The 26,101-nt window shown below is 55.6% G+C and carries 24 protein-coding genes, 3 tRNA genes and 1 pseudogene; 19 read left to right on the top strand and 9 right to left on the bottom strand.

Annotated elements, in window-relative coordinates; all coding sequences use genetic code 11:
• The first annotated feature begins 308 nt into the window (after nucleotides 1-308).
• Together M9H61_RS02360 and M9H61_RS02355 are read left to right on the top strand one after the other, a co-directional pair.
• A complete protein-coding gene (locus M9H61_RS02360; protein WP_068519231.1) occupies nucleotides 309-890 on the top strand; it encodes a DJ-1/PfpI family protein in 582 nt (193 codons plus the stop codon).
• Between the two features lie 156 nt (nucleotides 891-1,046).
• Nucleotides 1,047-1,361: a ribbon-helix-helix domain-containing protein gene (locus M9H61_RS02355; protein WP_068519399.1), complete on the top strand. Its 315-nt coding sequence runs from the start codon at nucleotides 1,047-1,049 to the stop codon at nucleotides 1,359-1,361.
• Between the two features lie 120 nt (nucleotides 1,362-1,481).
• On the opposite strand, the gene M9H61_RS02350 is transcribed toward M9H61_RS02355, so the two are convergent.
• The 3 genes from M9H61_RS02350 to pyk all read right to left on the bottom strand — a co-directional run bounded on the left by M9H61_RS02350 (nucleotide 1,482) and on the right by pyk (nucleotide 5,866).
• Entirely contained in the window at nucleotides 1,482-2,435 is a 954-nt protein-coding gene (locus tag M9H61_RS02350) for a hypothetical protein (RefSeq protein ID WP_068519230.1), read from the bottom strand.
• Nucleotides 2,436-2,440: 5 nt separating this feature from the next.
• Nucleotides 2,441-3,958 (bottom strand): hypothetical protein, encoded by a 1,518-nt coding sequence (locus tag M9H61_RS02345; RefSeq protein WP_068519229.1) that lies wholly within the window; start codon nucleotides 3,956-3,958, stop codon nucleotides 2,441-2,443.
• 489 nt (nucleotides 3,959-4,447) lie between these two features.
• Nucleotides 4,448-5,866 carry a pyruvate kinase gene (gene pyk, locus M9H61_RS02340; RefSeq protein ID WP_250283156.1) on the bottom strand — a complete coding sequence of 473 codons (1,419 nt, stop codon included), beginning with the start codon at nucleotides 5,864-5,866 and terminating at the stop codon, nucleotides 4,448-4,450.
• A 287-nt stretch (nucleotides 5,867-6,153) separates the two neighbouring features.
• Between pyk and M9H61_RS02335 the strand changes: the two genes are divergently transcribed.
• The 12 genes from M9H61_RS02335 (at nucleotide 6,154) to M9H61_RS02280 (ending at nucleotide 15,801) form a co-directional block, all read left to right on the top strand.
• Complete coding sequence (locus M9H61_RS02335) at nucleotides 6,154-6,627, top strand: dCMP deaminase family protein (RefSeq protein ID WP_068519227.1); 474 nt, start codon at nucleotides 6,154-6,156, stop codon at nucleotides 6,625-6,627.
• Between the two features lie 282 nt (nucleotides 6,628-6,909).
• On the top strand, nucleotides 6,910-7,404 hold the full coding sequence (locus M9H61_RS02330) for a response regulator (protein WP_068519226.1): 495 nt from the start codon (nucleotides 6,910-6,912) through the stop codon (nucleotides 7,402-7,404).
• A 47-nt stretch (nucleotides 7,405-7,451) separates the two neighbouring features.
• Nucleotides 7,452-7,955 (top strand): transcriptional regulator, encoded by a 504-nt coding sequence (locus M9H61_RS02325; RefSeq protein ID WP_250283153.1) that lies wholly within the window; start codon nucleotides 7,452-7,454, stop codon nucleotides 7,953-7,955.
• 267 nt (nucleotides 7,956-8,222) lie between these two features.
• Nucleotides 8,223-8,299 (top strand) — tRNA-Asp (locus M9H61_RS02320).
• Between the two features lie 425 nt (nucleotides 8,300-8,724).
• Nucleotides 8,725-8,801: transfer RNA gene (locus tag M9H61_RS02315), tRNA-Asp, on the top strand.
• Nucleotides 8,802-8,984: 183 nt separating this feature from the next.
• A tRNA-Asp gene (locus tag M9H61_RS02310) sits at nucleotides 8,985-9,061 on the top strand.
• A 464-nt stretch (nucleotides 9,062-9,525) separates the two neighbouring features.
• Complete coding sequence (locus M9H61_RS02305) at nucleotides 9,526-11,115, top strand: ABC transporter substrate-binding protein (RefSeq protein WP_250283151.1); 1,590 nt, start codon at nucleotides 9,526-9,528, stop codon at nucleotides 11,113-11,115.
• 16 nt (nucleotides 11,116-11,131) lie between these two features.
• Nucleotides 11,132-12,199: an ABC transporter permease gene (locus tag M9H61_RS02300; RefSeq protein ID WP_250283149.1), complete on the top strand. Its 1,068-nt coding sequence runs from the start codon at nucleotides 11,132-11,134 to the stop codon at nucleotides 12,197-12,199.
• Between the two features lie 2 nt (nucleotides 12,200-12,201).
• A complete protein-coding gene (gene nikC, locus M9H61_RS02295) occupies nucleotides 12,202-13,125 on the top strand; it encodes a nickel transporter permease (protein WP_250283147.1) in 924 nt (307 codons plus the stop codon).
• Between the two features lie 2 nt (nucleotides 13,126-13,127).
• Nucleotides 13,128-13,970, top strand: a complete 843-nt coding sequence (locus M9H61_RS02290; RefSeq protein WP_206927409.1) for an ABC transporter ATP-binding protein — start codon at nucleotides 13,128-13,130, stop codon at nucleotides 13,968-13,970.
• A gap of 8 nt (nucleotides 13,971-13,978) precedes the next feature.
• The gene (locus tag M9H61_RS02285) at nucleotides 13,979-14,743 is read left to right on the top strand and encodes an ABC transporter ATP-binding protein (protein ID WP_068518415.1); all 765 of its coding nucleotides are present in this window, start codon (nucleotides 13,979-13,981) and stop codon (nucleotides 14,741-14,743) included.
• Between the two features lie 50 nt (nucleotides 14,744-14,793).
• Nucleotides 14,794-15,801, top strand: a complete 1,008-nt coding sequence (locus M9H61_RS02280; RefSeq protein ID WP_250283146.1) for a dipeptidase — start codon at nucleotides 14,794-14,796, stop codon at nucleotides 15,799-15,801.
• Between the two features lie 93 nt (nucleotides 15,802-15,894).
• Here the strand turns inward: M9H61_RS02280 and M9H61_RS02275 are convergent, their stop codons facing one another.
• Nucleotides 15,895-16,320, bottom strand: a complete 426-nt coding sequence (locus M9H61_RS02275) for an acyl-CoA thioesterase (protein WP_068518417.1) — start codon at nucleotides 16,318-16,320, stop codon at nucleotides 15,895-15,897.
• Nucleotides 16,321-16,613: 293 nt separating this feature from the next.
• Here M9H61_RS02275 and parE point away from each other — a divergent pair, with 293 nt between their 5' ends.
• Together parE and M9H61_RS02265 are read left to right on the top strand one after the other, a co-directional pair.
• Nucleotides 16,614-18,596, top strand: coding sequence for a DNA topoisomerase IV subunit B (parE, locus tag M9H61_RS02270; protein ID WP_101245992.1), 1,983 nt, complete (start codon nucleotides 16,614-16,616; stop codon nucleotides 18,594-18,596).
• Nucleotides 18,597-18,767: 171 nt separating this feature from the next.
• Nucleotides 18,768-19,352: a hypothetical protein gene (locus M9H61_RS02265; protein ID WP_250283144.1), complete on the top strand. Its 585-nt coding sequence runs from the start codon at nucleotides 18,768-18,770 to the stop codon at nucleotides 19,350-19,352.
• A gap of 143 nt (nucleotides 19,353-19,495) precedes the next feature.
• Here M9H61_RS02265 and M9H61_RS02260 read toward each other — a convergent pair.
• Nucleotides 19,496-19,876, bottom strand: a pseudogene (locus M9H61_RS02260) (dihydrofolate reductase family protein); the annotation flags it as partial.
• 90 nt (nucleotides 19,877-19,966) lie between these two features.
• Between M9H61_RS02260 and M9H61_RS02255 the strand changes: the two are divergent.
• Nucleotides 19,967-20,524, top strand: coding sequence for a TetR/AcrR family transcriptional regulator (locus M9H61_RS02255; RefSeq protein ID WP_114112555.1), 558 nt, complete (start codon nucleotides 19,967-19,969; stop codon nucleotides 20,522-20,524).
• A gap of 10 nt (nucleotides 20,525-20,534) precedes the next feature.
• On the opposite strand, the gene M9H61_RS02250 is transcribed toward M9H61_RS02255, so the two are convergent.
• Nucleotides 20,535-21,296 (bottom strand): alpha/beta fold hydrolase, encoded by a 762-nt coding sequence (locus tag M9H61_RS02250; RefSeq protein WP_250283141.1) that lies wholly within the window; start codon nucleotides 21,294-21,296, stop codon nucleotides 20,535-20,537.
• Nucleotides 21,293-21,853, bottom strand: a complete 561-nt coding sequence (locus M9H61_RS02245; RefSeq protein ID WP_250283139.1) for a hydrolase — start codon at nucleotides 21,851-21,853, stop codon at nucleotides 21,293-21,295. The genes M9H61_RS02250 and M9H61_RS02245 overlap by 4 nt, the downstream gene beginning before the upstream one ends.
• Nucleotides 21,854-22,064: 211 nt before the next feature.
• On the opposite strand from M9H61_RS02245, the gene M9H61_RS02240 reads away from it, so the two are divergent.
• Nucleotides 22,065-23,966, top strand: a complete 1,902-nt coding sequence (locus tag M9H61_RS02240) for a DEAD/DEAH box helicase (RefSeq protein ID WP_250283137.1) — start codon at nucleotides 22,065-22,067, stop codon at nucleotides 23,964-23,966.
• An 83-nt stretch (nucleotides 23,967-24,049) separates the two neighbouring features.
• Here the strand turns inward: M9H61_RS02240 and M9H61_RS02235 are convergent, their stop codons facing one another.
• Both M9H61_RS02235 and M9H61_RS02230 read right to left on the bottom strand, forming a co-directional pair.
• A complete protein-coding gene (locus M9H61_RS02235; protein ID WP_068518425.1) occupies nucleotides 24,050-24,496 on the bottom strand; it encodes an Rrf2 family transcriptional regulator in 447 nt (148 codons plus the stop codon).
• Between the two features lie 3 nt (nucleotides 24,497-24,499).
• The gene (locus tag M9H61_RS02230) at nucleotides 24,500-24,997 is read right to left on the bottom strand and encodes a GNAT family N-acetyltransferase (protein ID WP_082817773.1); all 498 of its coding nucleotides are present in this window, start codon (nucleotides 24,995-24,997) and stop codon (nucleotides 24,500-24,502) included.
• Between the two features lie 422 nt (nucleotides 24,998-25,419).
• Between M9H61_RS02230 and M9H61_RS02225 the strand changes: the two genes are divergently transcribed.
• On the top strand, nucleotides 25,420-25,899 hold the full coding sequence (locus M9H61_RS02225) for an Lrp/AsnC family transcriptional regulator (RefSeq protein WP_068518426.1): 480 nt from the start codon (nucleotides 25,420-25,422) through the stop codon (nucleotides 25,897-25,899).
• The last annotated feature ends 202 nt before the right edge of the window (nucleotides 25,900-26,101 follow it).

Raw genomic sequence — 26,101 nt, 5'->3', positions numbered from 1 at the left:
AGGCACAGGCACAGGCACAGGCACAGGCACAGGCACAGGAAGGAACACCACGCACCACGCCTGTCAAATGCCATGCCATCCCCCTGCCAGCTCGACCGCAAACGCGCATACCTGGCCCTTCCTTGCGCCCCTGCTCTTTCCCTCGGCACTCCTGTGGCAATCCCACGGCCCGCTATATATCCCCGCCAAACATCCCACGGCCTTTGCACCGGGCATGTAGTAGCCCGCTGTTACCCGCCCGGCCACATGCAGGCGTATGATTTCCATCCCTCAACGACAATCACAACACGCCCGGGAGGATATAAACGATGTCTGCCAAAAAGATTTTGATGATCACCGGTGATTTCGCCGAAGATTACGAAACCATGGTGCCGTTCCAGACCCTGCTTGCGGTCGGGCACAAAGTCGATGCCGTCTGCCCCGACAAGAAGGCTGGCGATACCGTGGCAACCGCCATTCACGATTTCGAAGGCGATCAGACCTATAGCGAAAAGCGCGGTCATAACTTTGCACTGAATGCCGATTTCGCTTCAGCGCGTGCTGAAAACTATGACGCCCTTCTGATCCCCGGTGGCCGTGCGCCGGAATATCTTCGCCTGAACGAAGACGTCATTCGACTGGTGCGCGATTTCAACGATGCCGGCAAACCGATTGCTGCTGTTTGTCATGGCGCACAGCTTCTGGCGGCTGCTGATATCATCAAGGGCCGCAAGGTTTCCGCCTATCCGGCCTGCGCCCCCGAAGTCAAACTTGGCGGCGGGATTTATGCCGATATCGCAATTGATGATGCCTGCACGGATGGCAACCTTGTTACCGCACCGGCCTGGCCGGCCCACCCCAAATGGCTCGCAGCTTTCCTTGCCGTCCTCGGGACCGACATAAAATTGTGATGATCAATCGCCCATTCGCCGATTGCGCTTGGGCGATTTTTCCCTGACCATGCACTGACGGGTCTGCGCAGACTTGGCAACAGGCCCGGACCATAAGCTGCCCGGCACCTTTTCGCGGGACGCAAAACGGGCAGCATTGCAGGAAAGGCCGTCCTCATGTGTCAAATCTATTCCGGTACCGAACCCGAACTCTATCAATGTGTCAGCCGGTCCGTGCGGATCAATGGCGTTGTCACCAGTCTGCGTCTTGAATTGCGCTTCTGGCAGATTCTTGATGAAATTTCGGCGGGCGAAGGCTTCAGCACCCCGCAATTTCTGGGCAAGATTTATGACGAGGTTGTCGCGCAGCGTGGCGACATCCCTAATTTTGCTTCCCTGCTACGGGTCATTTGCACGGTCTATCTGGAAAAGCAGATCGGACTGCACACCACACTTAACGAAGCCCAGACACGCTCGCGCCTGGTCAGCTAGACCAAAAGACCCGGGACTTTTAAAATAAACACACCCGCCCGCCTGAACGTCACATCGCGTGACTTCGGCCATCTATCGGGATGGGATTTTGCGTGGATGTGGGGGTAAGCCTGGTCTTGGCTAGTTCAGCCAGGACGAAAGTTCGCGCGTGCTGAACCCGCCGCTGCGCATGATTGACGGGTTGGCATTGCGTCGCAGGGTCGGCTCGGCCGGCTTTATGATGCTGTTGCGCTGATGCATGCCCGCAGCTGCACCGAAATCGATCTGGGATCGCGCCACAAGATCGGCAGCACTGGGCTGCGGCTTGCTGGCATTGATCGGTTGCGGGGTTTGCTGTTTCTGCTTGGTCTCGTAGATCCAGCGCAGTTCCTGTTTCAGGGTCTGATATTCCGGCGTATCGGGTGCAGAGTTAACCTCGTTAACAATCTGCAACTTCACCATCTGCGGGAACCGGTCAAGGCGTTCCAGCAACATGAATTTCACGCTCGGACGTACCGCATCGGACCGCATAAGCTTCATCACCAGACGGCGATAGATATCAATACGCAGATTTCCGTTCGATGCCAGTTCGATGAATTCTTCGACAAATTCGCGCGCTGCCATCTTGCCATCCAGTAGCGCACGCAGATTGTCGGCCATCGCCCGGCGATATGCTTCGCGAATTTCGACAACATGGTTGGATGCGCGGGTCCGCACCAGATGGAATGCTTCGGGGCTGAACGCATTCTTGGTCAGAAGCTTGGCGCAATCGGCCACCAGTTCGTGTTTGGTGGCATCCGAGACCACTTCAAACACGCCGGTAATCAGTTCCTTGCATTTTGCATGCGGCCCCATGCGGATCGCCGCGGCCAGTGCCATCGGGCTTTCCGGATCGCGGGTCGCGATAACAGCAAGCGCCAGCGGGTCATCATATTGCATCAAGGCCAGATCATTGCTCAGCAAATGTTCGGGCATCAAAAGACGTTGTTGCTTCGCCGCCCCGGTCACTGTCAGCGGCTCGCCACTCTGATAGCTTTCCTTGATGGTCAGCGCGTATTTCAACGCGTCATATGAGATGCCGTGATTGCTGCTCATGGCACTCAGTCCCCTTTGGGCCCCTTGCTGAGCCGCCTGTCAGAGACCAGCCCTTCAAGGCCGCCATTGTTGCGGCCTGCCCGTGGGCGAATATTCGGGTTCGGATTGCGTTTGTTCGACGCAGCCGGTGCTTGCGCACTCTCCTTTTCGGCCCGCGGGCGTGATGCCGATGCGGCGGGCTTGGTATCGTTAAAGAAGTCGATATACCAATCCATATCCGTCGATGCCATGGCATAACGTCCCCCTGCGGCCGGGCTTTCGATATTGGCTTCGGGGATACCATTGCTGATCTGAAGCACGACCGATGACGGGGCGGTCATGCCCGCACGCCATGCCAGTGCCGTGATCGCACGCGCGCTTCCGGAATCAAGGATTTTGGAAACCGCACTGATCGGGATTTGCGCATAATGGGCCAGCGACTGCACAACCAGCGCATCTTCATTCCGCGAAACCGCGTCCAGAATATACTGGTCGATCGTCATCTTCTGGTTCGATGCCGTTTCATGATCGTGATCAAGCATCACGTCATCGGCAATCTCGACCGGCATCCCGGCATCAGCCGGATGCAGCGGCATGCGGTTTTCAAACCGTGCCTTTTCAATCCGCTGGCGAACCGACTGGCGCAAGGCGCGGGCAACTTCAGTGCGCATACGCCCCTGTTCAACCAGGGTATCAAACAGCGATGCCATGATGAAATGAGCGATACGGCGCTGGGCCTGACGCGAAATGCGGCTCTGCCCGCCCAAAAGATCCCCTTCCGGCGATTTGGGTTTGGCAACCTTGCGTTCTGTGAAATGCGGCGTCATCGCAACAACGTTGCGCGGCGCGTCATCAGATGACAGCAACCGGTTCAAAAGACTGCTTTTTTCTTTTTCGGCCTGCTGTTCGATCAGGCGCGCCTTGGCCGCGGCTTCCTGTTCTTCGCGTGCGCGTTCTGCGGCGGTCTGAACAAATTCACCGCGCCCGCGCATGATATCAAGGAAGTCGGAATCACTCAGAAGTTCGATATATTCGCCAATCGACACGCGGCCAATCGCCTGAATATCCTGACGCAGACGGCTTGCCGCCTGACGGGTCATATAGGGCGTATGTCCCAGTTCCTGCTCGATCAGATTGATGACCTGCGGACGATAGCAATCACCCATATTGGCAATGGCAGCGACAAACTCCTCGACCATTTCAAGGCGTTCGGACGGGCTGACATCATTAAGATGACGGCGCAAACGGCGGGCAACATCCATACGGACATCGCTGTCAAAATCCGGTGCGTCTTCGTCTTCTTCGGCATAGGCCATTTCGTTCGACAAACGGGCCGCATGCTCAAGAGCAGTCTGTTCTGAAATTTCTTCGCTGGAATTCTTGCGCGGGATCGACCGCCCACGTGCGTTTCCTGCATCAGCCGAAAAAGCATCGGGTGCGACTGTACGGACAGTGTCAGCAAGATCACGCAGCTTCGCCGTGGCTTTATCGTCAAGCCCCCCGTCGCCGGTGTTTTTCTGCCGATTGAACATCCAACTCAGCATTATCGCAGCAATTCCCCTGGTCCCTTGCCTGGCGGCAGATCGGGCATCAATTAGTGCAGATACCCGTCGTTTTTATGTTTTGTCAGAACAGTTTAACCAGAACTGACCGTGATAAACAACCAGACAAGACGTCTAAATTTAAATCCCCAACGTCAAGGACCGATGCCATCAGACACAGCCTTGATTACCTCTAGACTATCGGCGGAAAGACTCAAAAAAACATTAACAATACAGCGCCCTAAACAAACCGCTGATATTCGCCCCCGATCATCGCCCGGAAGTCGCCCGGAAGTTACTTGAAAGTTATCCAGTTTGGTCACCTCCCCGGTCCGCTTGGCCCCATTTGCTCACTGCCCCGGTTTCGCGGTTTTTCCAGTTCCGGGCCAAGCCCCTGAATGCAACACGTTTGGAAATTTCGGGCATAAAAAAACGGGCGACCGTTCTGGCCGCCCGTTTTTGATATCCGTTGCCGGATCAAATCATATCAGATCAGTTGCTGACCCATGCGATACGCAGGATGTTGGTCGCCCCCGGAGTACCGAACGGAACACCGGCGGTAATCACCAGCGAATCACCCGGTCCGGCGAATTCTTCGCGCTGGGCAACTTCACAGGCAATGCCGACCATTTCGGCAAAGTTGGTCGCATCGCGGGTAAAGACCGGATGCACACCCCAGCAAAGCGCCAGACGACGTGCGGTCTGAATCCGCGGCGTCAGGCCAAGGATCTGCACTTCCGGACGCTCACGCGCGGCACGGAATGCGGTTGAACCCGACGTGGTATAGTTGACAACTGCCTTGGACCCGATGGTTTTTGCCACCTGACGGGCCGCCGCACTGATCGCATCCGGTGCGTTATGTTCCGGATCCGGGCGGTTGGCGTCACGCATGCGGAAATACAGCTCGTCCTGTTCCACACGCACCAGAATACGGTCCATGATCGAAACGGTTTCAAGCGGGTATTTACCAACCGCACTTTCTGCTGACAGCATCACGGCATCGGCACCGTCATAGATCGCGGTGGCAACGTCGGATGCTTCGGCACGGGTCGGTGCCGGGTTGGATACCATCGAATCAAGCATCTGGGTTGCGACAATCACCGGCTTGCCGGCCTCGCGGCAGGCCTTGATGATGCGTTTCTGCAGAATCGGCACATCTTCGGGCGGGCATTCAACGCCCAGGTCACCACGGGCGACCATCACCATGTCAGACAGATCGACGATCTCGTCAAGATGCTCGATCGCCTGCGGCTTTTCGAGCTTGGAAACGATGGCGGCACGACCCTGAATGATCTTGCGGGCTTCGGCGACATCTTCCGGGCGCTGCACGAATGACAGGGCGACAAAATCAACGCCCATCTCAAGACCATACACCAGATCGGCACGGTCCTTTTCGGTCAGCGGCGACAATGGCAGCATCACATCGGGAAGATTGACACCCTTGCGGTTCGACAGCGGACCACCGGTGATCACGGTACATTCGGCTGACTTGTCATCGCATTTTTCAACGCGCATGCGCAGCTTGCCATCATCAAGCAACAGGTTCGCACCCGGCTTCAATGCGGCATAGACCTCGGAATGCGGCAAGGAGACGCGCTTATTGGTGCCCGGGGTCTTGTCCATATCAAAGGTGAAGGTATCGCCGGCTTCGAGTTCGACCTTTTCATCGGCAAAGGTGCCAACACGGATCTTCGGCCCCTGAAGGTCCATCAGAATTCCGATCGGACGGCCGAGCTTTTCTTCGACCGCGCGGATGGCTTCGAACCGGGCCAGATGTTCAGCGTGTTCCCCGTGCGAAAAGTTCAGGCGAAATACATCGACGCCCGACTTTACGATTTTCTCAAGGATTTCTGGCTTGGAACTCGCCGGCCCCAGGGTCGCGATGATTTTCGCCTTACGTTGACGGCGCATCGGCTACTACCTCTTGTTATTTGGTTTACACGTGAGCCCTGCCGCTTCGGCCTGCATCTGCGGCGAGGCGTCAAGGCGTCCTGATCTTTTTCTGGGGGTAACCCCTTAATAGTCAATCAGCCCCTATTTGAACAGGGGCTTTTCATTAAATGCCTTTACAAAAATGTGATTTTTCACTGGACAATTACAAGAAGCCCCCTCTTAAAAGGTAACCGGACACGCATCCGGGCAATGGGCAATCGCCTGTCGATTGCCGCTTTTCAGTGACGCAAACAGGGCTTCTTTCGATGAGCAAATGGCACCACCGTTTTCTGGGCCTCGCCGCCCACATCGCAGACTGGTCAAAAGACCGCAGCACCCAGGTCGGTGCGGTTGTCATCGGCCCGAAAAAGGAAATCCGCGCAGTCGGCTATAACGGATTCCCGCGCGGCGTCGATGACGAAGTCGAAAGCCGCCATCAGCGTCCTGAAAAATACGCCTATACCGAACATGCCGAACGCAATGCCATTTATAATGCAAGTTATACCGGCACATCCCTTGATGGCTGTTCGCTGTATGTGACCCATTTTCCATGCTGCGACTGTGCGCGCGCGATTATCCAGGCCGGCATCGCCGAGGTTTTCGTCGATAAAACCAAACTGACCGCCGATTTTCTGGAACGCTGGGAACAGGATATGAAAATCTCGACCGAGATGTTCGAGGAATCCGGCGTTGCCGTGCAAGTCATTGATGATGATGGCACAACCGAACCGATGAAATAATCTATCAGCCCCTTTACTATTGCCCAAAGCCCCCAATATGGTGGGCGTGCAACTCGGGTACGAGCACCAATAAAAAAAAGACTATCGCGCTTTCTGTTCACAACCAGCGGCTGGTCCGGCGTCAGTATTTGTCAGATTCTCGGGGCTTCTCACGGGCGGTTTGACCTTGCTGGAAACCAGACAAAGGTATAAGGGTTTATACAACAGCAACCGAAATGATTTGCTGCTGTTGGTCCCTGAACAGCGACGCATTTCGTGATGATGCTCAGGAAACGAGGCCGGATGAACGCGAAAATCGACTTTAGTAAAATCAGTTTTCTGATCGTTGACGGGGACAAGATTTCAGCTCAAGTAGTGTACGACACGCTGGCCTATCTCGGCGCCAGTCACATTCAGCGCGTAAAGACACCGAATGACGCGTTTGATGTTCTGCGCAGTGAAAAGATTGATATCGTTGTGTGCGAATGGCGACTCCGGGGCATGGATGGCCTTGAATTCCTTGACGTCATGCGCAATTCGACCAATTCACCCAACAGGTTCATTCCTGTGATTATGCTGACTGCACATTCGGAACACCGTTACGTGACCACTGCACGTGACCTTGGCATTACGGAATTTCTTGCCAAGCCTTTCAATGCCAAGGCACTTTATAGCCGACTGGTGTCGGTCATCGCGCGGCCCAGACGTTTCATCAATACCGGAACGTATTTCGGCCCCGACCGTCGCCGCAGACAGGTCCAGTTCGACGGCCCTGACCGAAGGAGCCTTGACGAATGACCCATTATGACTGGGGAAGCGGAGCAATCGTGAAACCGGAAGAGCCTATGAAAAAGAAGAATGTTCAGATCATCCCCGCACAGACTGACCTGAAGCGGCGGGCTGTCAACTTCGTCAAGGGCTTTGACATCAGTCTGTCGCCTGAACAGCTCGAAGAGCTGGAAAAAGTCGTTCAGCGCAGCTCGGAAACCTTTGTGCGTGATATCGGCAAGGATCTAATGGATTGCCGCCGCATGATCATTCAGGCGCTCGGCGACAAAACCAAACGCCAGGATGCGGTTGCGACCAGCTCCGACCTTGCCTATTCGGTCAAGGCCCTTGGCGGTACCTTCCAGTATCCGCTGATGACGCAGATCGCCAAATCGATGGAAAACTTCGTGGCGGACCGCACCACCGCCAATGAAAAACAGCTGCTGGTCATCCAGCTGCATATCGACTCACTCTATGTCATTCTTGCGGGCCGCGTGACCGGCTTTGGCTCGACCGTTGAACAGGCAACTGTTGCGGCCCTGACCAAACTTGCCGAACGCTACGAACAGCCCCGCGAATAGGCTTCTGGAAACGCAATCACCATGTTTGCGTTTCCGCCTTTCTGATCCCGATCCGAATATCCCTGCCTGATCCCGTCCGTTGCGCCCCATATCGCAGCACCACGACGTCTGGCTGCATGCCGGAATGCCCGATGCAACGGAACCCTGACGCTTCTCAATCACGGCGGGTTTCTACCCACAGAAGAAACGGCAAAGAAATTTGAAATTCCGGTCAAAAACCGCTTGCGCCCCCATGGGGTGGCTGCTAAAAACCGCGCCACACACCATGCGGGTGTAGCTCAGTTGGTTAGAGCGCCGGCCTGTCACGCCGGAGGCCGCGGGTTCAAGTCCCGTCACTCGCGCCATTCCCTCCCAATGGGAATGACATTCAAAAAAGCACCACGGTTTATCCGCTGGTGCTTTTTTGTTTTTATCCCCGATACAAACGCGCTGCTCCCACCTCCTCTTACCATCCGGCGGTCAGACCAGTGGCAATTTCCCGCCGCCATCACGATCATCAATCTTGATTTTTCCGGCCCCGGGTTTGTTTTGGCCAACTTTTCGGGCTTGGCCCTGGCACTGCGCGTTGATCGGGTCTGGGCCCAGTACAGACGGCCACCATCGGTCATATGAACAGGCATCTGACGGGGCTGACAAAACCGCGCACAACCTTTTGATATCTGGCATTTTTTCCCGATCGGGATCGCCGGTCTTATACGACTGTCCTTTTTTTGCAAAAAAGCCCTTGCCAGACTGAACCGCCCCTTATATAAACCGCGCCACACACCATGCGGGTGTAGCTCAGTTGGTTAGAGCGCCGGCCTGTCACGCCGGAGGCCGCGGGTTCAAGTCCCGTCACTCGCGCCATTCCCTCCCGATGGGAATGACATTCAAAAAAGCACCACGGTTCATCCGCTGGTGCTTTTTTGTTTTCGGCTCAAAGCCGCGCCAAAACGGCACTTTCCGGTGGCATTATTTTTCTTTGAAAAATCTGACAAAAAGCCCTTGCCAGACCGGACCACCCCTTATATAAACCGCGCCACACACCATGCGGGTGTAGCTCAGTTGGTTAGAGCGCCGGCCTGTCACGCCGGAGGCCGCGGGTTCAAGTCCCGTCACTCGCGCCATTCCCTCCCAATGGGAATGACATTCAAAAAAGCACCACGGTTTATCCGCTGGTGCTTTTTTGTTTTATTCTTCTTTGTTCTCTCCGTCTTTGCTTTCACCGTTCGGTCACACCGCATCGCAGGCAAAACCACCTCCCCGACGCCATCCTGACGGTTACAACCACATTTACGTGTAGCAACTGCGCAATAATTCAACCTTTATACGAAAATCCCGCAACAAATTTCGGAATTGATCAGTTTTGGGGCAATCCTGACCGTCTGGTCATTGATTAATCGTATAAATTATGCTCAGCTTCGCAGGCATTTAGCGAAAAACTTGCAGGCCGCCCCACTTTGGGCTTGTAGGCATTGACCGCGATCCGTCGCGCTGACCCATTGGCGTCTCGCCAGCGGATTGTTGTTTGATTGTCTATCGGTCTTCGCCTTGGCCTGCAGTCCCACAACAACAAAACGGGAGGCGCATCATGCGCAAACTAATCGCAGGGCTGGTCATGGGGACCGCGCTCGCTACCATGCCGTTGGCGGCACAGGCTGAAACGCCGAAAAACGCACTTGTGATGGCAAACGCCATCGACGACATGATCACACTCGATCCTGCCGGTATGTTCGAGTTTTCTGCCCTTGAATATGAAGGCAACACCTATGACCGTCTGATTACCTTTGACAACGAAGACGTTTCAAAGATTTCCGGTCAGGTCGCAGAAAGCTGGGACATTTCGGAAGACGGCAAAACCTTCACCTTCCACATCCGCAAAGGCATCAAATTCGCGTCGGGCAATGACCTGACCGCAGAAGACGCTGCCTTCTCGCTTCAGCGCGTGATCCTGATTGACGGTTCACCGGCATTCATTCTTGGCCAGTTCGGCCTGACGCCTGAAAACGTCAAGGACAAGATCCGCGTCATTGATGACTACACCTTCTCGATGGAAGTCGATCAGCCATACGCGCCGAGCTTCGTTCTCTACTGCCTGACCGCTGGCGTTGGTGCAGTTGTCGACAAGAAACTCGTCCTCGAACATGAAGTCGATGGCGACCTTGGCGCAGAATGGATGAAAACCAACTATGCCGGTTCCGGTCCGTTCAAGCTGAACAAATGGACCCCGGGCGAAACACTTAGCCTGACCGCCAACGAAGATTACTGGGACGGCGCGCCAGCAATGAAGCGCGTCATCATCCGTAACGTCAAGGAAGCCGCCTCCCAGCAGCTCCTGCTTGAAAAAGGCGACATTGATATCGCCCGCAACCTTGAAGCTGACCAGATTGCGGCCATTTCCGGCAACGCAGATCTGAAAGTCATGCCGAAGGGCAAAGGCGCTCTGTGGTATCTCGGCCTGTCCCAGAAAAACGAATATCTGTCCAAGCCGAAAGTCCGCGAAGCTCTGAAATACCTCGTCGATTACAAGGGTATTTCCGAAACCATCATGGCTGGTCGCGCTCAGACCCATCAGGCATTCCTGCCCGAAGGTTTCCTTGGCGCCTATAATGAGAACCCCTACAGCCTCGATATCGAAAAAGCCAAATCGCTTCTTGCCGAAGCAGGCCTTGCTGACGGTTTTTCCGTAACCATGGACACCCGCAACACGACCGCTGTTATGGCGATGGCCCAGTCGATCCAGGCCACCTGGTCGCAGGCTGGCATCAATCTGGAAATCATTCCGGGTGACAACAAACAGACCCTGACCAAATACCGCGCCCGCCAGCACGATATCTATATCGGTCGCTGGGGCCCGGATTATCAGGATCCGCACACCAACGCATCCACCTTTGCCTGGAACCCGGACAATTCCGACGATGCATCGGCCAAGCCGCTGGCATGGCGTAACTCTTGGAACCCCGGCAGCCTGACCGAAGAAACAGATGCCGCGATCCTTGAGCGTGACAACGCGAAACGCGAAGCGATGTATATCGAACTTCAGAAAAAAGTTCTGGCTGATGGTCCGTTCGTGATCATGTTCCAGGAAACTGAAATTGCGTCCATGCGCGGTAACGTGAACAACTTCGTTCTCGGCCCGTCATTCGACACCAACTACTATCGTTTTGTCACCAAGGACTAAGGAGACAACGGTCGTAATGTCCGCTGTTACACGCAAACAACGGGACGGGCGCAAACGCGCCCGTCTCATTTCAGGCAAGGCAGGAAGCCTCCTGCGGATTGTCTTCTCGCTCGCCATCACCTTTTTCGGCCTGCTGCTTGTCACCTTCCTGATCGGTCGCGTTTTGCCCATCGATCCGGTTCTGGCTGCAGTCGGCGATCGCGCCCCCCAGGAAGTCTATGACCGCGTCCGCGAAGAAATGGGCCTCAATCTGCCGCTTTGGCAGCAATTCTTTATGTATATTGCGAATGTCCTGCAGGGGGATTTCGGCAAATCGGTTTTGACATCGAATGCCGTCCTTGATGACATTAAACGTGTTTTCCCGGCGACCCTGGAACTGGCAACCATTGCCACCGTCATTGGTGTTACCCTTGGCATTCCCGCGGGCGTTTTCGCCGCAATCAACAAGGGGAAATGGCCCGACCATGTCGTACGCGTGATCGGTCTTGCCGGGTATTCAATGCCGATCTTCTGGCTCGGTCTGATGGGGCTTCTGGTCTTTTACATGAAGCTCGACTGGGTCGCAGGCCCCGGACGTCTGGACGCCTTTTATATCGACTTTATCGAACCAACTACCGGCCTGATGCTGATTGATACCCTGATCGAAGGCGACATGGACCTGTTCTGGAATGCGGTATCCCACATCATTCTGCCCGCATCGATCCTTGCCTATTTCTCGCTGGCCTATATTGCCCGCATGACCCGTTCTTTCATGCTCGAACAGCTTAGTCAGGAATATATCCTCACCGCCCGGGTCAAAGGCATTTCCGAACATCGCATCATCTGGCGTCACGCGCTTGGCAATGTCATGGTGCCCCTGGTGACCGTGATTGCGCTGTCCTATGCCAACCTGCTCGAAGGTTCGGTTCTGACCGAAATCATCTTTGCCTGGCCGGGACTTGGTCTTTACATCACCAACTCGCTGCTCAATGCCGATATGAACGCGGTTCTTGGCGGCACGGTTGTCGTTGGTGCGGTCTTTATCGGCGTGAACATGCTGTCTGACGTGCTTTACCGCCTGCTCGATCCCAGAGCGCGGAGATAATCATGAATACACAAACAACCATCTCCAAACCGGGCCTGAAACAGTGGCTGACTTCCGACACCCCCCGCTCGCGGCTTCAGGCAAAATGCGGCCGCGCCTGGCTGGGCTGGATCAAATTCACCGAAAACAAGCTGGCCATGATCGGGCTTTCGATTGTCATCGGCCTGATCCTTGTCACCATTTTTGCGCCCCTTCTGGCCCCCTATGATCCGCTTGCCGCCGACCTTGCCAACCGCATTCAGCCCCCCGGGGCCGATCACTGGTTCGGCACCGATCAGCTGGGCCGTGATATTCTGTCACGACTGATTTACGGCGCGCAATATACCCTGCTGATTGTCGGGCTTGTTGCCATTACCGCCGCCCCGCTTGGCCTTCTGGTCGGCACCGCAGCCGGTTTCTTTGGCGGCTGGGTTGATGCGACATTGATGCGCATCACCGATATCTTTCTGGCCTTCCCGAAACTGATCCTGGCACTGGCCTTTGTCTCGGCCCTTGGCCCGGGGCTTGAAAATGCCATTCTGGCAATTGCGAGTACCGCCTGGCCGCCCTATGCCCGTATCGCACGTGCTGAAACCATCACGGTGCGCAAATCCGACTTCATCGAAGCCGCCCGCCTTCAGGGCACCTCGAATATGGGTCTGATCATCGGCCATATCATGCCGATGTGCATGAGCTCGCTGGTCGTCCGCGTTACCCTTGATATGGCGGGCATGATCCTGATTGCCGCCGGTCTTGGCTTCCTTGGTCTTGGGGCACAGCCGCCAATGCCCGAATGGGGTGCCATGGTGTCCGATGGTCGTCAGTTCCTGCTCGAACAATGGTGGGTTGCCACGGTTCCCGGTATTGCCATTTTCGTCGTCAGCCTTGGCTTCAACCTTCTGGGTGATGGCCTGCGTGATGTTCTTGATCCGCGTGGAGGGGATTGATCATGTCAAACGAACCCCTTTTGAACGTCAAAAACCTCAAGGTCACCTTCAACACCCCCAAGGGTGAGGTCAATGCCGTGCGCGGTGTGTCCTTCAGCCTCGGGCGGGAACGCCTCGGGATTGTCGGGGAATCCGGTTCGGGCAAATCCCAGACCGGGCGGGCCATTCTTGGCCTGACGGCGGCAAATGGTCGCATCACCGCAGACGAGCTTAAATTCCACGATGTCGATCTGGCCAACCTGACGCCCAAACAATGGCGCAAGGTGCGGGGCGCGCGTATTTCCATGATCATGCAGGATCCGAAATACTCGCTCAACCCGGTCATGACCATTGGCGATCAGATCATCGAGGCCTATCGCGAACACCACAAGGTCAACGCCAGGGAAGCCCGTCATCGCGCCATTGATATGCTCGAAGCGGTCAAAATCCGTGACCCCGAACGCGTCTTCAATTCCTATCCGCACGAAGTTTCGGGCGGCATGGGACAGCGCGTGATGATCGCCATGATGCTGATCCCCGAACCCGAACTGATCATTGCCGATGAACCGACATCGGCCCTTGATGTCACGGTTCAGCTTCAGGTGATGGCAATCCTTGACGATCTGGTGCGCGATCGCGGAATGGCGCTGATTTTCATCAGCCATGACCTGCATCTGGTCTCAAGCTTCTGCGACCGGGTTCTGGTCATGTATCAGGGCCACGTGGTCGAAGAACTGGCCGCCTCTGCCCTGCACGAAGCCAAACATCCCTACACCAAGGGCCTTTTGAACTGCTTGCCGAAAATGGATGGCGATCATTCCGATCTGCCAATCCTTGAACGCGAAGCAAGCTGGGCAGAAGGATAAGAACCACAATGATTGAAATCAGCAAACTCAACGCATGGTTCGATGATCATCACGTTCTCAAGGACGTCGATATCTCTGTGCCTGCAAACGGATCATTCGGTCTGGTCGGGGAATCCGGATCGGGCAAATCAACGGTCCTGCGTACCATTACCGGCCTTGTTGACGACTGGGAAGGCAACATTCTGGTCAATAACAAGGAACTGGGCACCACCCGCGACAAGGCCTTTTATCGTCTTGTCCAGATGGTGTTTCAGGACCCGTTCGGATCGCTCCATCCCCGTCATACCATTGACCGCATCCTGACCGAACCGGTCAATATCCACGGCCTTGGCAATTCCGATAGCCGCGTGGTCGAGGCCCTTAAACAGGTCGGTCTGGATAACTCCTTCCGGTTCCGTTACCCGCATCAGCTTTCCGGTGGTCAGCGTCAGCGCGTGGCAATTGCCCGCGCGCTGATCCTCGAACCCAAGGTGCTGTTGCTTGATGAACCGACATCGGCCCTCGATGTATCCATTCAGGCCGAAGTGCTTAACCTTCTCAGCCGTTTGCGCCGGGATCTGGGCCTGACCTACATCATGGTCAGCCACGATCTCGCGGTTGTGGCCCATATGTGTGACGATATTGCCATCATGAACCATGGTCGCATTGTCGAACGCGCCACCGCCGGTCAACTTGCCGAAGGGTCACTTGAACACCCCTACTCCCAACAGCTTTACAAGGCTGCTGGCGGCTATGACCGTGCTGTGGTTGACAGTTTCGTCGATTGGGATTGATCCGCCATTTCACGTCGCCACACCAAACGAAGAAACGGGAACCTGTTTGAATGACGATTGCCACCAACCCATCGCGCCCGGCAACCTATCGCCCCAGCTTTACCTGGGATGCACATGCCTGCCTGCCTTTGGATGAAAAAACACCCGAAAGCCTTCTGGACGAATATGTGAAGGGCAATGTGGATTATGTCTGTGTCAATGTCGGCATGGACATGAACACCATCCCCCACATCCTGCGCGTCATTGCCGCCTTCCGCGCCAAGATCGCCGCCCATCCCGACAAATACATGCAGATCGACAGCTTTGACGATCTTGCCATCGCCAAGCAAAAAGGCCTGCTGGGCGTCGGCTTCGATCTGGAAGGCTCGGTCATGTTGCAAGACATGCCCGAAATGATCCCGGTCTTTGCCAGACTGGGGGTCAAGCAGATCCACTTTGCCTATAACCGCAACAATTCGGTCGCGGGCGGCTGTCACGATGTTGATATGCCCCTGACCGATCTTGGGGTGGAAATGGTCAAATCTGTCAATGCCAATGGCATGATCATGGATTGTTCCCATACCGGACGGCAAAGCTCGCTTGATATCATGCGGGTATCATCCAAACCCGTCGTCTTCAGCCACGCCAATCCCAAGGTTCTGGGCGGTCATGAACGCTGCGTTGATGATGAACAGATCAAGGCCTGCGCCGATACCGGCGGCGTTATCGGCATTTGCGGCTTCCAGCGTTTCATCAAATCGCCCAACGCCCCCGAAGTCCCCGATATGATCCGCCACATCAAATATGCGGTCGATCTGGTCGGTGTTGATCATGTCGGCATCGGACTTGATACCATGCCCGAAGTTGCCGGCTGCAACGACTTCCCCGATGGCGTTGACCGTTCCTATTACTGGCCTGTCGCCAGCGGCTATGGCCCGGGTGCGGGCGGGGCCGCGGTATTTGACCCGAAAAAACTCCCCGCCCTCGCCGACGCCCTGATCGCCACCGGCTATTCAACCGACGACGTCGACAAAATCATGGGCGAAAACTTCATCCGGGTTGCCAAGGCAAGCTGGTAGCAGCCTTCGCGACCCTGTCAGTCGCCACAAATGACAAAGCCCCGCCCGAGTATCTCAGGCGGGGCCTTTGTTTTCTGAAATGCGCGCTTTGGCTCAGACCTTGGCTTCGTCGGAGCGCACCGGACGCGGGCGGCCTTCGGCGTCGATGGCAACAAAGGTAAAGGTGGCCTCGGTGACCTTGATGCGCGGCGGCTGATTGCGGCGCAGCACCCAGGCTTCGAGATGCAGAACGATTGATGTATTGCCGATCCGTTCGATATCGCCATACACGCAAACCGTATCACCGACATAAACCGGACGCAGGAAGGTCATGCCGTCAACCGCGACGGTTGCAATACGGCCTTCGGCGATCTGGCTTGCCAGAACACCCCCGGCAATATCCATCTGCGACATCAGCCAGCCGCCAAAGATGTCCCCGCTCGGGTTCGTATCGGCGGGCATTGCCAATGTCCGGGTACAAAGATCGCCACGCGGCATCGTATTGTCGCTGACGTGTGTTTGCTCATTCTCTGTCGCCATCGGGCTCACTCCTGTTTCGGGCACGTTGAAAAAAGACGTGCATATTTTTTTATTGGACCTCCCGGTCTCGGTTTTCTGCGCCGCAGCTTTAAAAATGTGATCTTTGGCAAAGACCACCACTTGCATTGGACTTGAAAACACATTTTTATGGTCCGTGCTAACCGACATGTGGCACGAACCATCGAACATATGGTACTCGTTTAGCGCCGAGGCATCCAACGCTCAATATCGATCAACAGATATGCGTTGTTGGACCTTGTTTTAACACAATAAAAGAAGTTGCGTTCCGGGGCATGACCGACCTTTTTGAAGATTCAAACCAATCCACAGACAAAGCCTATTCCGCCAAGGACATCGAGGTTCTCGAAGGCCTGGAGCCTGTGCGTCGCCGCCCCGGTATGTATATCGGCGGCACCGATGATGCGGCCCTGCACCATCTGGTCGCAGAGATCCTGGATAACTCCATGGACGAAGCGGTCGCTGGCCACGCGGACTGGATCGAACTGGAACTGAAACCGGACAATACAGTACTTGTCCGCGATAACGGCCGCGGTATTCCGACCGATCCGCATCCGAAATTCCCCGACAAATCCGCCCTTGAAGTCATTCTGACCACCCTGCATTCGGGTGGTAAGTTTTCGGGCAAGGCCTATGAGACATCGGGCGGTTTGCACGGTGTGGGGATGTCTGTCGTGAACGCCCTGACCGAAAAATTCCGGGTCGAGGTCTGCCGCGATCGCAAAATGGTATTCCAGGAATATTCGCGCGGTGTGCCGCAAATGCCGCTTCAGGATGGCGGTGCGATCAATAACCGCCGCGGCACCACGGTCATTTTCAAACCCGATCCCGAGATTTTTGGCGCCCGCGCCAAACTCAAACCGGGCACCATTTTCCGCATGGCGCGGTCCAAGGCCTATCTCTATAAGGGCGTTGAAATCCGCTGGTCGGTTGATCCGTCGCTTTTGACAAGTGATGACCCGACCCCGCAGCAGGAAGTCCTGAAATTCCCGAACGGGATTCTCGACTATCTGGAAATGACGCTTGAGGGCCGCGAACTCGTCACCGAACGCCCGTTCGCCGGCGAAGCCAAGTTTTCCGACAGTCCCGGTCGCGTTGAATGGGCAATCGGCTGGCCCGAAAGCGGCGAAGGCTATTTCCATTCATACTGTAACACCGTCCCGACCCCGCTTGGCGGCACGCACGAAGCCGGTTTCCGCTATGCCCTGACCAAGGCAATCAAAGCCTATGGTGACATGGTCGGTCAGAAAAAGGCCGCAGCCATCACCGCCGAAGACGTGTTTGGCGGCGGCTGCATCATGCTGTCGGTCTTTATTCCCGATCCGCAGTTCCAGGGTCAGACCAAGGAAAAGCTCGGCACCCAGAATGCCACCAAACTGGTTGAAACCGCAGTCCGCGACCATTTCGACCACTGGCTGACAGGGGACACCGAAAACGCCAAGCGTCTGCTCGAACGCATCATCCTGCGCGCCGAGGAACGTCAGCGCCGCAAGGAGAAAAAGGAAACCAAGCGTCAGTCGGCGACCCGCCGCCTGCGTCTTCCGGGTAAACTTGCCGACTGCTCGCGCTCAATTGCCGCTGGCACTGAAATCTTCCTGGTCGAGGGTGACTCGGCAGGTGGTTCTGCCAAGCAGGCCCGTGACCGTGAAACCCAGGCCGTCCTGCCGCTGCGCGGTAAAATCCTGAACGTGGCCTCGGCCACCCGTGAAAAGATGATGGCCAACCAGGAAATCAAGGACATGATCGAAGCCTTTGGCTGCGGTTCCGGGTCCGATTTCCGCCTCAATGACCTGCGTTACGAACGCATCATCATCATGACCGATGCTGACGTCGATGGTGCGCATATCGCATCGCTTCTGATGACCTTCTTCTATCAGGAAATGCCCGGTCTGATCGAAAGCGGCCATCTCTATCTGGCGATGCCGCCGCTTTATCGTCTGACCCAGGGTGGCAAATCGATCTATGCGATGGATGACGCCGAAAAGGAAGTCATCCTGAGCACCGAGTTCAAGAACCCGAACAAGGTCGAGATTTCCCGATTTAAGGGTCTGGGTGAAATGCCCCCGCAACAGCTGCGTGAAACCACGATGGCGCATAAAAAGCGGACATTGCTGCGTGTCACCCTGCCCGATGCGGCCGAACCCGATGAACGCGGCCAGACCAAGGACCTGGTCACCCGCCTGATGGGCAAGAAACCGGAACTGCGTTTCCAGTTCATTCAGGAACATGCCCGCTTCGTCGAAGATATCGACGTCTGATCGGCAAACCGATTGCGAAAAACCCGGCCAGTGTGCCGGGTTTTTTATTGGTCCCGCCACAGCATCGCCGCAAAAGCGCGCCTTAATGACCGTCATATCTTTCAGACCGGGTGATCACGCCTGCAATGTGATAGGCTATCTTGCCCGATAAGCTGTCAAAGGACTTGTCCAATGAACATGCGCGCATTTTCCCGTTTTTTGCCGATTGTAACCGGCACGGCGTTGCTTTTGCTTGGCGGGTGCAGTGCCGCCCTGATCGAAGCGCCCAATTACAAGGTCACCGAAGTCCAAAGCTTCAAGACCACCGGCGCCCCAAGTCAGGTCATGCTGCTTGAAATCGTTGATCCGGCCAACAGCCTTCCGGCCAAAACATGGACCGATGCGCTTTCCAATCACGGCTTTGCGCCGCGTCTGCGCTTTGTCACCGATCCCGCCGACATTGCGGCAAATGAAACAATCAAACCGGAAAACCGGTTGGTGGCTGTGGTCAACCCGTCACAAAACACCTTTGGCGATGCGATCTGCACCAACCCGCAAACCGGCGGCATGGAACACATTTCTGATCGCCTGATCGTGCGGTTCGGCTTTTGCTCCGGCGATAATGTCATCTCTGAAACCCGGGCACGTTTTGTGCCTGAAAACTTTGAAAGCCAGCTGTTTGCCAATGCCGACACGCTAAGCTACCAACTGTTCCCGCGCCATATCCGCAACAATGACGATGACCGTTTCTGCAGCCCGTTCCAGACGGTTTGCTGATCCGGGCTGCCTAAACGATCAGTCAGCGATCAACATGTTGGCGAGAACCGGTAATGCAAACGCACGCATCCGCGATCAAGCATTTGCGTACTGATCAATGTCGGACTGCTGCGAAAACCGGTCTGGGGGAAAAGCGGTTTTCCCCCACCCAGAATTTCGGGCATGACGTAAATTTCAATTTCGTCAAGCGCACCTCGTTCTATGAACGCCATTTGCAGCTTTCCACCGCCCAGCATCCAGACATCCCCATCATCAAAAGCACGAAGTTCGGCAATCAATGCGTCAACGTCACTTCGCACGTCAATATCCGCGACAGGATTATCAATCGGACGGGATGTAACAACAATTACCCGCTTTCCGTGATAAGGCCATTCCGATGGTTGGCTTGCAACAAAGTCGTAGGTTGCCCGCCCCATCACCAGGGTTTGAATGCGCTTGATGAACTTGTTGTAATCGTATTCACCAAGATCCATCCCGTCATATGCAAACAACCAATCGAGATTGTCATTTCTGTCCGCGATCATCCCGTCAAGACTGGTTGCGATATACCCAAGAATTCTTGCCATGACCAAATCTCCATTGATTTATAAATGAATATACGTTTATAAATAATCATGGCAAGAAACAAGACAATTCCCGACGATCAGGTGCTCGACACCATCTTTGAAACCGTGCTTGAAACCGGACCGTCAAACCTGACATTTGCCCGGGCATCAAAAGCCTGCGGTCTCTCACCGGCGACACTTGTGCAACGCTATGGCACGCGTGATGCTCTGCTCGTTGCAACATTGCTCCGGGCTTGGGACCGCCTAGATGCTGAAACGCATGTTGCGGATCAGGAAGAAGCACTTGATCCGAATGGCGCAATCGAAATTCTGCTGCGCCTGATGCCCCCGGAAACGGCAGACCGGGACAGCACCAACGGCTTGCTGGTTCTGCATGAAGACATTTGCAACCCGCAACTTCGCGCACGCGGCGCGGCTTGGGGACATCACCTTGCCGCAATCCTTGGCCGCCGCCTGTCAGACCACCCCGAAGAGGGAAAAAAGCTTGGCTGGCAAATGGCCAGCATATGGCAAGGGGCACATATATGGTGGGCTTTCACCCGTGAACAGCCAGCCGATCAGTCGATCCGGGCAACGCTCGAAGAATGGGTTGCTCGTAACATATAAAAATGCCGCCCTACCGTAAAAGAAGGTCAATCAAAGCACGGGCAAAAATCGCGGGCTGTTCAAGCGGTACATAATGCCCTGCCCCGGCGACCTCGTGATAATGTGCGCCAGCAATCAAGTTGGCCATATCCCGGTGGCTTTCCGGGCTGATCACCTGATCGGCTTCGCCCGACATCACACAGCACGGGATATCAATCCTGGCAAGCGTCCCCTGACTGTCGGGACGATGGGCAACGGCAATGCTTTGACGCAGAAAGACCTCCGCACCGGCCTGCTCGGCCATATCGCCCAGAAGCCGGATCAAGGCGTCATTGCTGCGATTATCGGGATGGATCATCTCGTCAAGCAACGTGTCATTGATCCCGACAAAATGCTGCGCGCGCCCGGCAATCCGGGCAAGAAGGACACGACGGCGTTTGACTGCCTCTGTATCGGCTGTTGCCCGGGTATTAACCAGCATCAGATGACTGACGCGTGCTGCTGCCTGACGCAGGATTTCAAAGGCGACATAGCCGCCCATCGACATCCCCACCAGCGCAAACCGGGCTGGCGCGGCATCAAGAACCGCACGCGCCATCGCCGCCACACTGTCCTGATCAAACAGATCGAAATGAACCGGACGGATCGCAGGTTTGCCGTCCATTTCAACCTGGCCATAGGCCGCAATTGCCGGTTCCCACATCCGCTGATCGGCCAGCATTCCTGACAAAAACACAACGGGCACGCCATCCATGCCGGCGTGCCCGCAATCCTGATCTGGTCCGGATGTCATTTGATCAGCGCACTCAATTCCTTGAATTCCGGGGTGCCGGCAACGCGCAGCCATTCGAACATCACGCTTTCGCGGGTCACGATCTTTGCCCCGGCATCGCGCATGCGTTCAAGCCCGAAAATCTTGTCCTGGGTGCTGCGCGATGTCACCGCATCGGCAACCACATAGACCTCGCGTCCGCGTTCAAGAAGCTCCAGCACCGTCTGAAGCACACAAACATGGGTTTCCATGCCGATCACCACCACCTGGTCACGGCCCGGATTTTCTTCCATTTTTTCGATAAAGCCGTCTGCCGGGATTGCCGAAAACGCCACCTTGGCAACCACATTGCCGCCATCGGCAACATCACCGGGTTTTTCCACCAGGTCCAGAATGGGCTTCGCCGTATGGCCAAGCCCCTTGGGATATTGTTCGGTGACGATCACGGGCACGCCAAGCCGGTTGGCACATTTGATCAGGAAACAGCAATTGGCAATGATCTGTTCGGGCTCATGACAAGCCGGATAAAGCTTTTCCTGAACATCGATAACCAGCAAACTTGCGCGTGTCGCATCCATCAGCACGGCTTTTCTCCCATGTGTGATTGTTATTTTGACAGGTTACGCTGCCAAATTGTTGCAAACAAGCCTCTCAACAGGGTGTTTATCGGTTTTCGAAGCGAATTTTGCGGCGTTTTTCTTGACTTAATTCAGGGTTAGCTTTACGACCCAAACTGATTTTTGCATATCCGCTTCACTTAACGCATTCTATTGCGGGAAAACGAACCATATGAATTTCGCCGATCTCGGTCTGAGCGAAGATATCCTCAAAGCCGTTGCAGACGCCGGCTACGACACCCCAACCCCGATCCAGGCTCAAGCTATCCCGTCGGTGCTGATGGCACGCGACATTCTGGGCTGTGCACAGACGGGCACGGGTAAAACGGCCAGCTTCACCCTGCCGATGCTTGATATCCTGCATCACGGCCGCGCGCGTATGCGTATGCCGCGTTCCATCATTCTGGAACCGACCCGCGAACTTGCGACCCAGGTTGCGGCAAACTTCGACACCTATGGCAAATACATGTCCCTGTCGAAGGCATTGATCATCGGGGGCGAGTCCGCCGCCGAACAGGGCAAAATCCTGGAAAAGGGCGCAGATGTCATCATCGCGACGCCGGGCCGCCTGATCGATACCTTTGAACGTGGCAAGCTGCTTCTGTCTGACTGCAAATTGCTGGTGATTGACGAAGCCGACCGTATGCTCGACATGGGCTTCATCCCCGACATCGAAAAGATCGTCAATATGCTGCCCAAGCAGCGCCAGACGCTTTTCTTCTCGGCGACCATGCCCAAGGAAATCCGTCGCCTTGCCGACAAGTTCCTGTCCAATCCCAAGGAAATCACCGTCGCCCCGCCATCCAGCATGGCTGCAACGGTTGAACACAAACTTCTGGTCCTTGATGACTTTGACAAGCGCGAAGCACTTCGTCAGCTGATCCGCCAGGAAAATGTCAAAAACGCCTTTGTGTTCTGCAACCGCAAAAAAGACGTTGATATCCTTTACAAGTCGCTGACCAAGCACGGCTTCAATGCCGGGCGCATGCATGGCGACATGGCACAAAGCGAACGTACCGAAACGCTGGCAAAGTTCAAATCGGGCGAGATCACCCTGCTGGTCTGCTCTGACGTTGCTGCGCGCGGGATCGATATCGCCGATGTTTCGCACGTCTTTAACTTCGACGTTCCGTTCAACGCCGAAGATTACGTCCACCGTACCGGCCGTACCGGTCGTGCGGGCCGCGATGGCAAGGCCTTCACCCTTGCAGTGCCCGAAGACGGCAAACTGGTCGCAGCCATCCACAAGACGATCAACAAAGACATTCCGCTGACCGAACTTGATGGCATTGAAACGCTTGAGCTGGACTTTACCGGCAAAAAACGGCGTAACAAGAAAAGCCGCAAGTCCAATACGCGTGATGACAAACCGGCCCGTTCGGCGAAATCAAATGACCGTGGCAATGGCGACACCGCCAAGGCACAGCCGGAAACCACGGCCCAGCCCGCCGCCGCCAAGGATGCCGATCAGAACAAGGCCCCTGCCCGCGACACCCGGGGCAGCAATGAGCGATTTGATCGCAATGACCGAAACGATCGCAGTGACCGCAATGATCGCAACAATAACCGCAACCACCGGCGCGATCGCGATGACCGCGATGACAAGCCGGTCATCGGTTTTGGCGATCATGTTCCGTCCTTCCTGTTGACGGCGGTTCCGGCTTCAAGCCTTGGCAAAAAGCCTGAGGCAGAAGAAGAAGCACCGAAAAAGACCACCAAACGCAAAACCGCGACGAAATCGGCCGCCAAGTCTGACGCCAAGTCGGAAAAGACCACGCGCGCCAAATCGCCGCGTCGTAGTGCGAAAAAGAAAACCGATGACAAGCCGGCAGAAGAAGCTGCACCAACCGCGGTTGATGCACCAATCGACGCCCCGGCAGAGGCCAAAGCTGACGCCAAGACCGAAACCCCGGTCGAAGCAGATGTCGCACCGGCCCCGGCCAAGACCGCGGAAAAGAAACGCAGCCCGCGTCGTCCGCGCAAAAAAGCAGCCCCCAAGGCCGCCAGCAGCGACACCGCCGAAAGCACCGCGCCAGCAGCAGAACCCGCTGCCCCGGCCACCAGCGAAGGCTAGGCTTGCGACATCCCCAAACAAAAGGCCGTCAGAACATTCTGACGGCCTTTTTTCTGTCTGCAAACGGTGCCCGGCTTCTGTAATCAGACCGCGCGGAACAATCCGGTTGATGTCGGCTTTTCCGGGCGACGCTTGCGCATCAGTTTGAGCATGGTTTCGATCGTGATCGACAACAGCGTCGCGTGGGTGATTTCCTCGATCTCGTCCATCACCAGCGACAGCGCCGCCCCGGCATTGGTATTTTGCACAATGCTGTTGGACGGGCCGGTGCCGACCTCCTCAAACAGCTGCACCACGTCAAGAAGCGTCGTGCGCTTGGCATTGCCACAAAAACGATATCCGCCCCCGGCACCACGCACCGATTCAACAAGCCCCGCCCGGCCAAGATCACGCAGAACCTTTGCCAGATGGTTGGTGGAAATATTGTACCGTTCGGCAATTTCGGACGCCGAAAGCTGACGGTCGGTATCTTCGGCCAGTTCAAGCACGGCATAGAGGGCAAACAAGGTTGCCTTTTGCAAGGACATCATGGCTTAGGCCCCCTCTTCCATATCGGTCTCAAGCTGGATGAACGGTCCGGCCATCATGCCCTGGGATCGGAAGAATGACATCAGGTCGGTGGCATCGCGCGGGATCATGGTGCGGACCTTGGTCACACCGGCCTTGCGGAAACACCGGCAGATTTCCTTATAAAGAATGGTGCCGATCCCGCCCATGCGCAGATCCGGCTCGACACTGACGGTACCGACCCAGCCACACGGCACGGAATTGAATTCCCACGACCGCACTTCACCGAAAATACAGCCCAGAAGCGTGCTGCCTTCTTCTGCAATCAGGAAAAACCGGGAATCCTTGCGGTTGCCATACCGGGTAAACAGATCGTCCCAATAATCAGGCTTGCGCAAACCTGTTGTCCGGTCATCCAGATCGACAACATTTGGCAGATCTTCAAGGACTGCCGGACGGATATTGATTTTATGCTCGCCAATCGTAACCAGGTTATATCCCGGTGCATTTTGCGCAGCGTCCACCTTGTATGCCTTTCAGTAACGTGGTTGGCCGTGCCAACCTCTCCCGGCGTCGGATCAGGAGAATAACCACAATCAAAATAAGTAAATTGGTACGATTATACTATACTGTTCAGACCGGGCACGGCAATGATAAGTTCCGCTGCAACTGCGAGCAGCCCGGCCCGTCTATGCCAAGCATTTCAAGGAACTGAAGGACATACTTGCATTCATCTGATCTTGCAAGCATCAAGCAGATGGCTGCTTTGGCTCTTTCACCTATGTCATATACACAGACAGCCCGTAAAAAATGCGATGCGCGATCACGCAATCATTGACAGAAACCCGAAGTCATGGCTTATCGCGCAGCAGAAAATACTTACATCGGGCCTGAAATTTGGCAAATTGTAGCCCGCTGTTTATGACCCAAAGGAGTGTGGCACGCTATGGCGCGCAACGGATTCGACGCAATTGATCGCAAAATTCTTCGTGAAATTCAGGAAGACGGTCGCATTTCGATGGTCGAATTGGCTGACAAGGTCGGCCTGTCTGTTTCTCCCTGTCTGCGGCGTTTGCGCAAACTCGAAGAAAGCGGCGTGATCCGCAAATATGTTGCCCTGCTTGATCCGGCACATCTTCATCTTGGCGTGAATGTCTTTGTCACCGTCTCCCTGACCCAGCATGACGAACCATCGCTCCGCCGCTTTGAAACCGCGGTCCAGGAACATCCGGAAATCGTCGATTGCTATGCCATGGTCGGCAATCAGGATTACATGATGCGCATCGTCGTGCCCGACCCCGCATCCTATCAGCGCTTCCTGTCCGAAGTGATGATGAAACTTCCCGGTGTTGCCAACATGAAATCAAGCTTCACCCTGCATGAAGTCAAAAACAGCACCACCCTTCCGGTTTCCGACATCGACTGATCTGATGTTGCTGACCTGCGAGTGCTGATTTGCGGCTTGCGCCATCTAAGCAATGGCGCAAAAAACGACGGACCGTTCCAACCGGCACCGTCATCCCCGCGCAAGCCGGCACATCGCCTCCGGGCGCAAAACATCCCAGCTTTAGCTTAGCCCTGCGGACACACTGCGCACTTGGGCACCCGGCCTTAAGACACAAGGTCGA

The sequence above is a fragment of the Thalassospira sp. GO-4 genome, from assembly GCF_023588965.1.
In the GTDB taxonomy this organism is placed as follows: Bacteria; Pseudomonadota; Alphaproteobacteria; order Rhodospirillales; family Thalassospiraceae; genus Thalassospira; species Thalassospira povalilytica.
The sequence above is the reverse complement of the archived record's forward strand: the minus strand, read 5'-3'. Positions and strand labels throughout refer to the sequence as shown.

Coding starts and splice junctions, on each gene's coding strand:
- M9H61_RS02360 (WP_068519231.1), top strand. CDS start 309: ATGTCTGCCAAAAAGATTTTGATGATCACCGGTGATTTCGCCGAAGAT.
- M9H61_RS02355 (WP_068519399.1), top strand. CDS start 1,047: ATGTGTCAAATCTATTCCGGTACCGAACCCGAACTCTATCAATGTGTC.
- M9H61_RS02350 (WP_068519230.1), bottom strand. CDS start 2,435: ATGAGCAGCAATCACGGCATCTCATATGACGCGTTGAAATACGCGCTG.
- M9H61_RS02345 (WP_068519229.1), bottom strand. CDS start 3,958: ATGCTGAGTTGGATGTTCAATCGGCAGAAAAACACCGGCGACGGGGGG.
- pyk (WP_250283156.1), bottom strand. CDS start 5,866: ATGCGCCGTCAACGTAAGGCGAAAATCATCGCGACCCTGGGGCCGGCG.
- M9H61_RS02335 (WP_068519227.1), top strand. CDS start 6,154: ATGAGCAAATGGCACCACCGTTTTCTGGGCCTCGCCGCCCACATCGCA.
- M9H61_RS02330 (WP_068519226.1), top strand. CDS start 6,910: ATGAACGCGAAAATCGACTTTAGTAAAATCAGTTTTCTGATCGTTGAC.
- M9H61_RS02325 (WP_250283153.1), top strand. CDS start 7,452: ATGAAAAAGAAGAATGTTCAGATCATCCCCGCACAGACTGACCTGAAG.
- M9H61_RS02305 (WP_250283151.1), top strand. CDS start 9,526: ATGCGCAAACTAATCGCAGGGCTGGTCATGGGGACCGCGCTCGCTACC.
- M9H61_RS02300 (WP_250283149.1), top strand. CDS start 11,132: ATGTCCGCTGTTACACGCAAACAACGGGACGGGCGCAAACGCGCCCGT.
- nikC (WP_250283147.1), top strand. CDS start 12,202: ATGAATACACAAACAACCATCTCCAAACCGGGCCTGAAACAGTGGCTG.
- M9H61_RS02290 (WP_206927409.1), top strand. CDS start 13,128: ATGTCAAACGAACCCCTTTTGAACGTCAAAAACCTCAAGGTCACCTTC.
- M9H61_RS02285 (WP_068518415.1), top strand. CDS start 13,979: ATGATTGAAATCAGCAAACTCAACGCATGGTTCGATGATCATCACGTT.
- M9H61_RS02280 (WP_250283146.1), top strand. CDS start 14,794: ATGACGATTGCCACCAACCCATCGCGCCCGGCAACCTATCGCCCCAGC.
- M9H61_RS02275 (WP_068518417.1), bottom strand. CDS start 16,320: ATGGCGACAGAGAATGAGCAAACACACGTCAGCGACAATACGATGCCG.
- parE (WP_101245992.1), top strand. CDS start 16,614: ATGACCGACCTTTTTGAAGATTCAAACCAATCCACAGACAAAGCCTAT.
- M9H61_RS02265 (WP_250283144.1), top strand. CDS start 18,768: ATGAACATGCGCGCATTTTCCCGTTTTTTGCCGATTGTAACCGGCACG.
- M9H61_RS02255 (WP_114112555.1), top strand. CDS start 19,967: ATGGCAAGAAACAAGACAATTCCCGACGATCAGGTGCTCGACACCATC.
- M9H61_RS02250 (WP_250283141.1), bottom strand. CDS start 21,296: ATGACATCCGGACCAGATCAGGATTGCGGGCACGCCGGCATGGATGGC.
- M9H61_RS02245 (WP_250283139.1), bottom strand. CDS start 21,853: ATGGATGCGACACGCGCAAGTTTGCTGGTTATCGATGTTCAGGAAAAG.
- M9H61_RS02240 (WP_250283137.1), top strand. CDS start 22,065: ATGAATTTCGCCGATCTCGGTCTGAGCGAAGATATCCTCAAAGCCGTT.
- M9H61_RS02235 (WP_068518425.1), bottom strand. CDS start 24,496: ATGATGTCCTTGCAAAAGGCAACCTTGTTTGCCCTCTATGCCGTGCTT.
- M9H61_RS02225 (WP_068518426.1), top strand. CDS start 25,420: ATGGCGCGCAACGGATTCGACGCAATTGATCGCAAAATTCTTCGTGAA.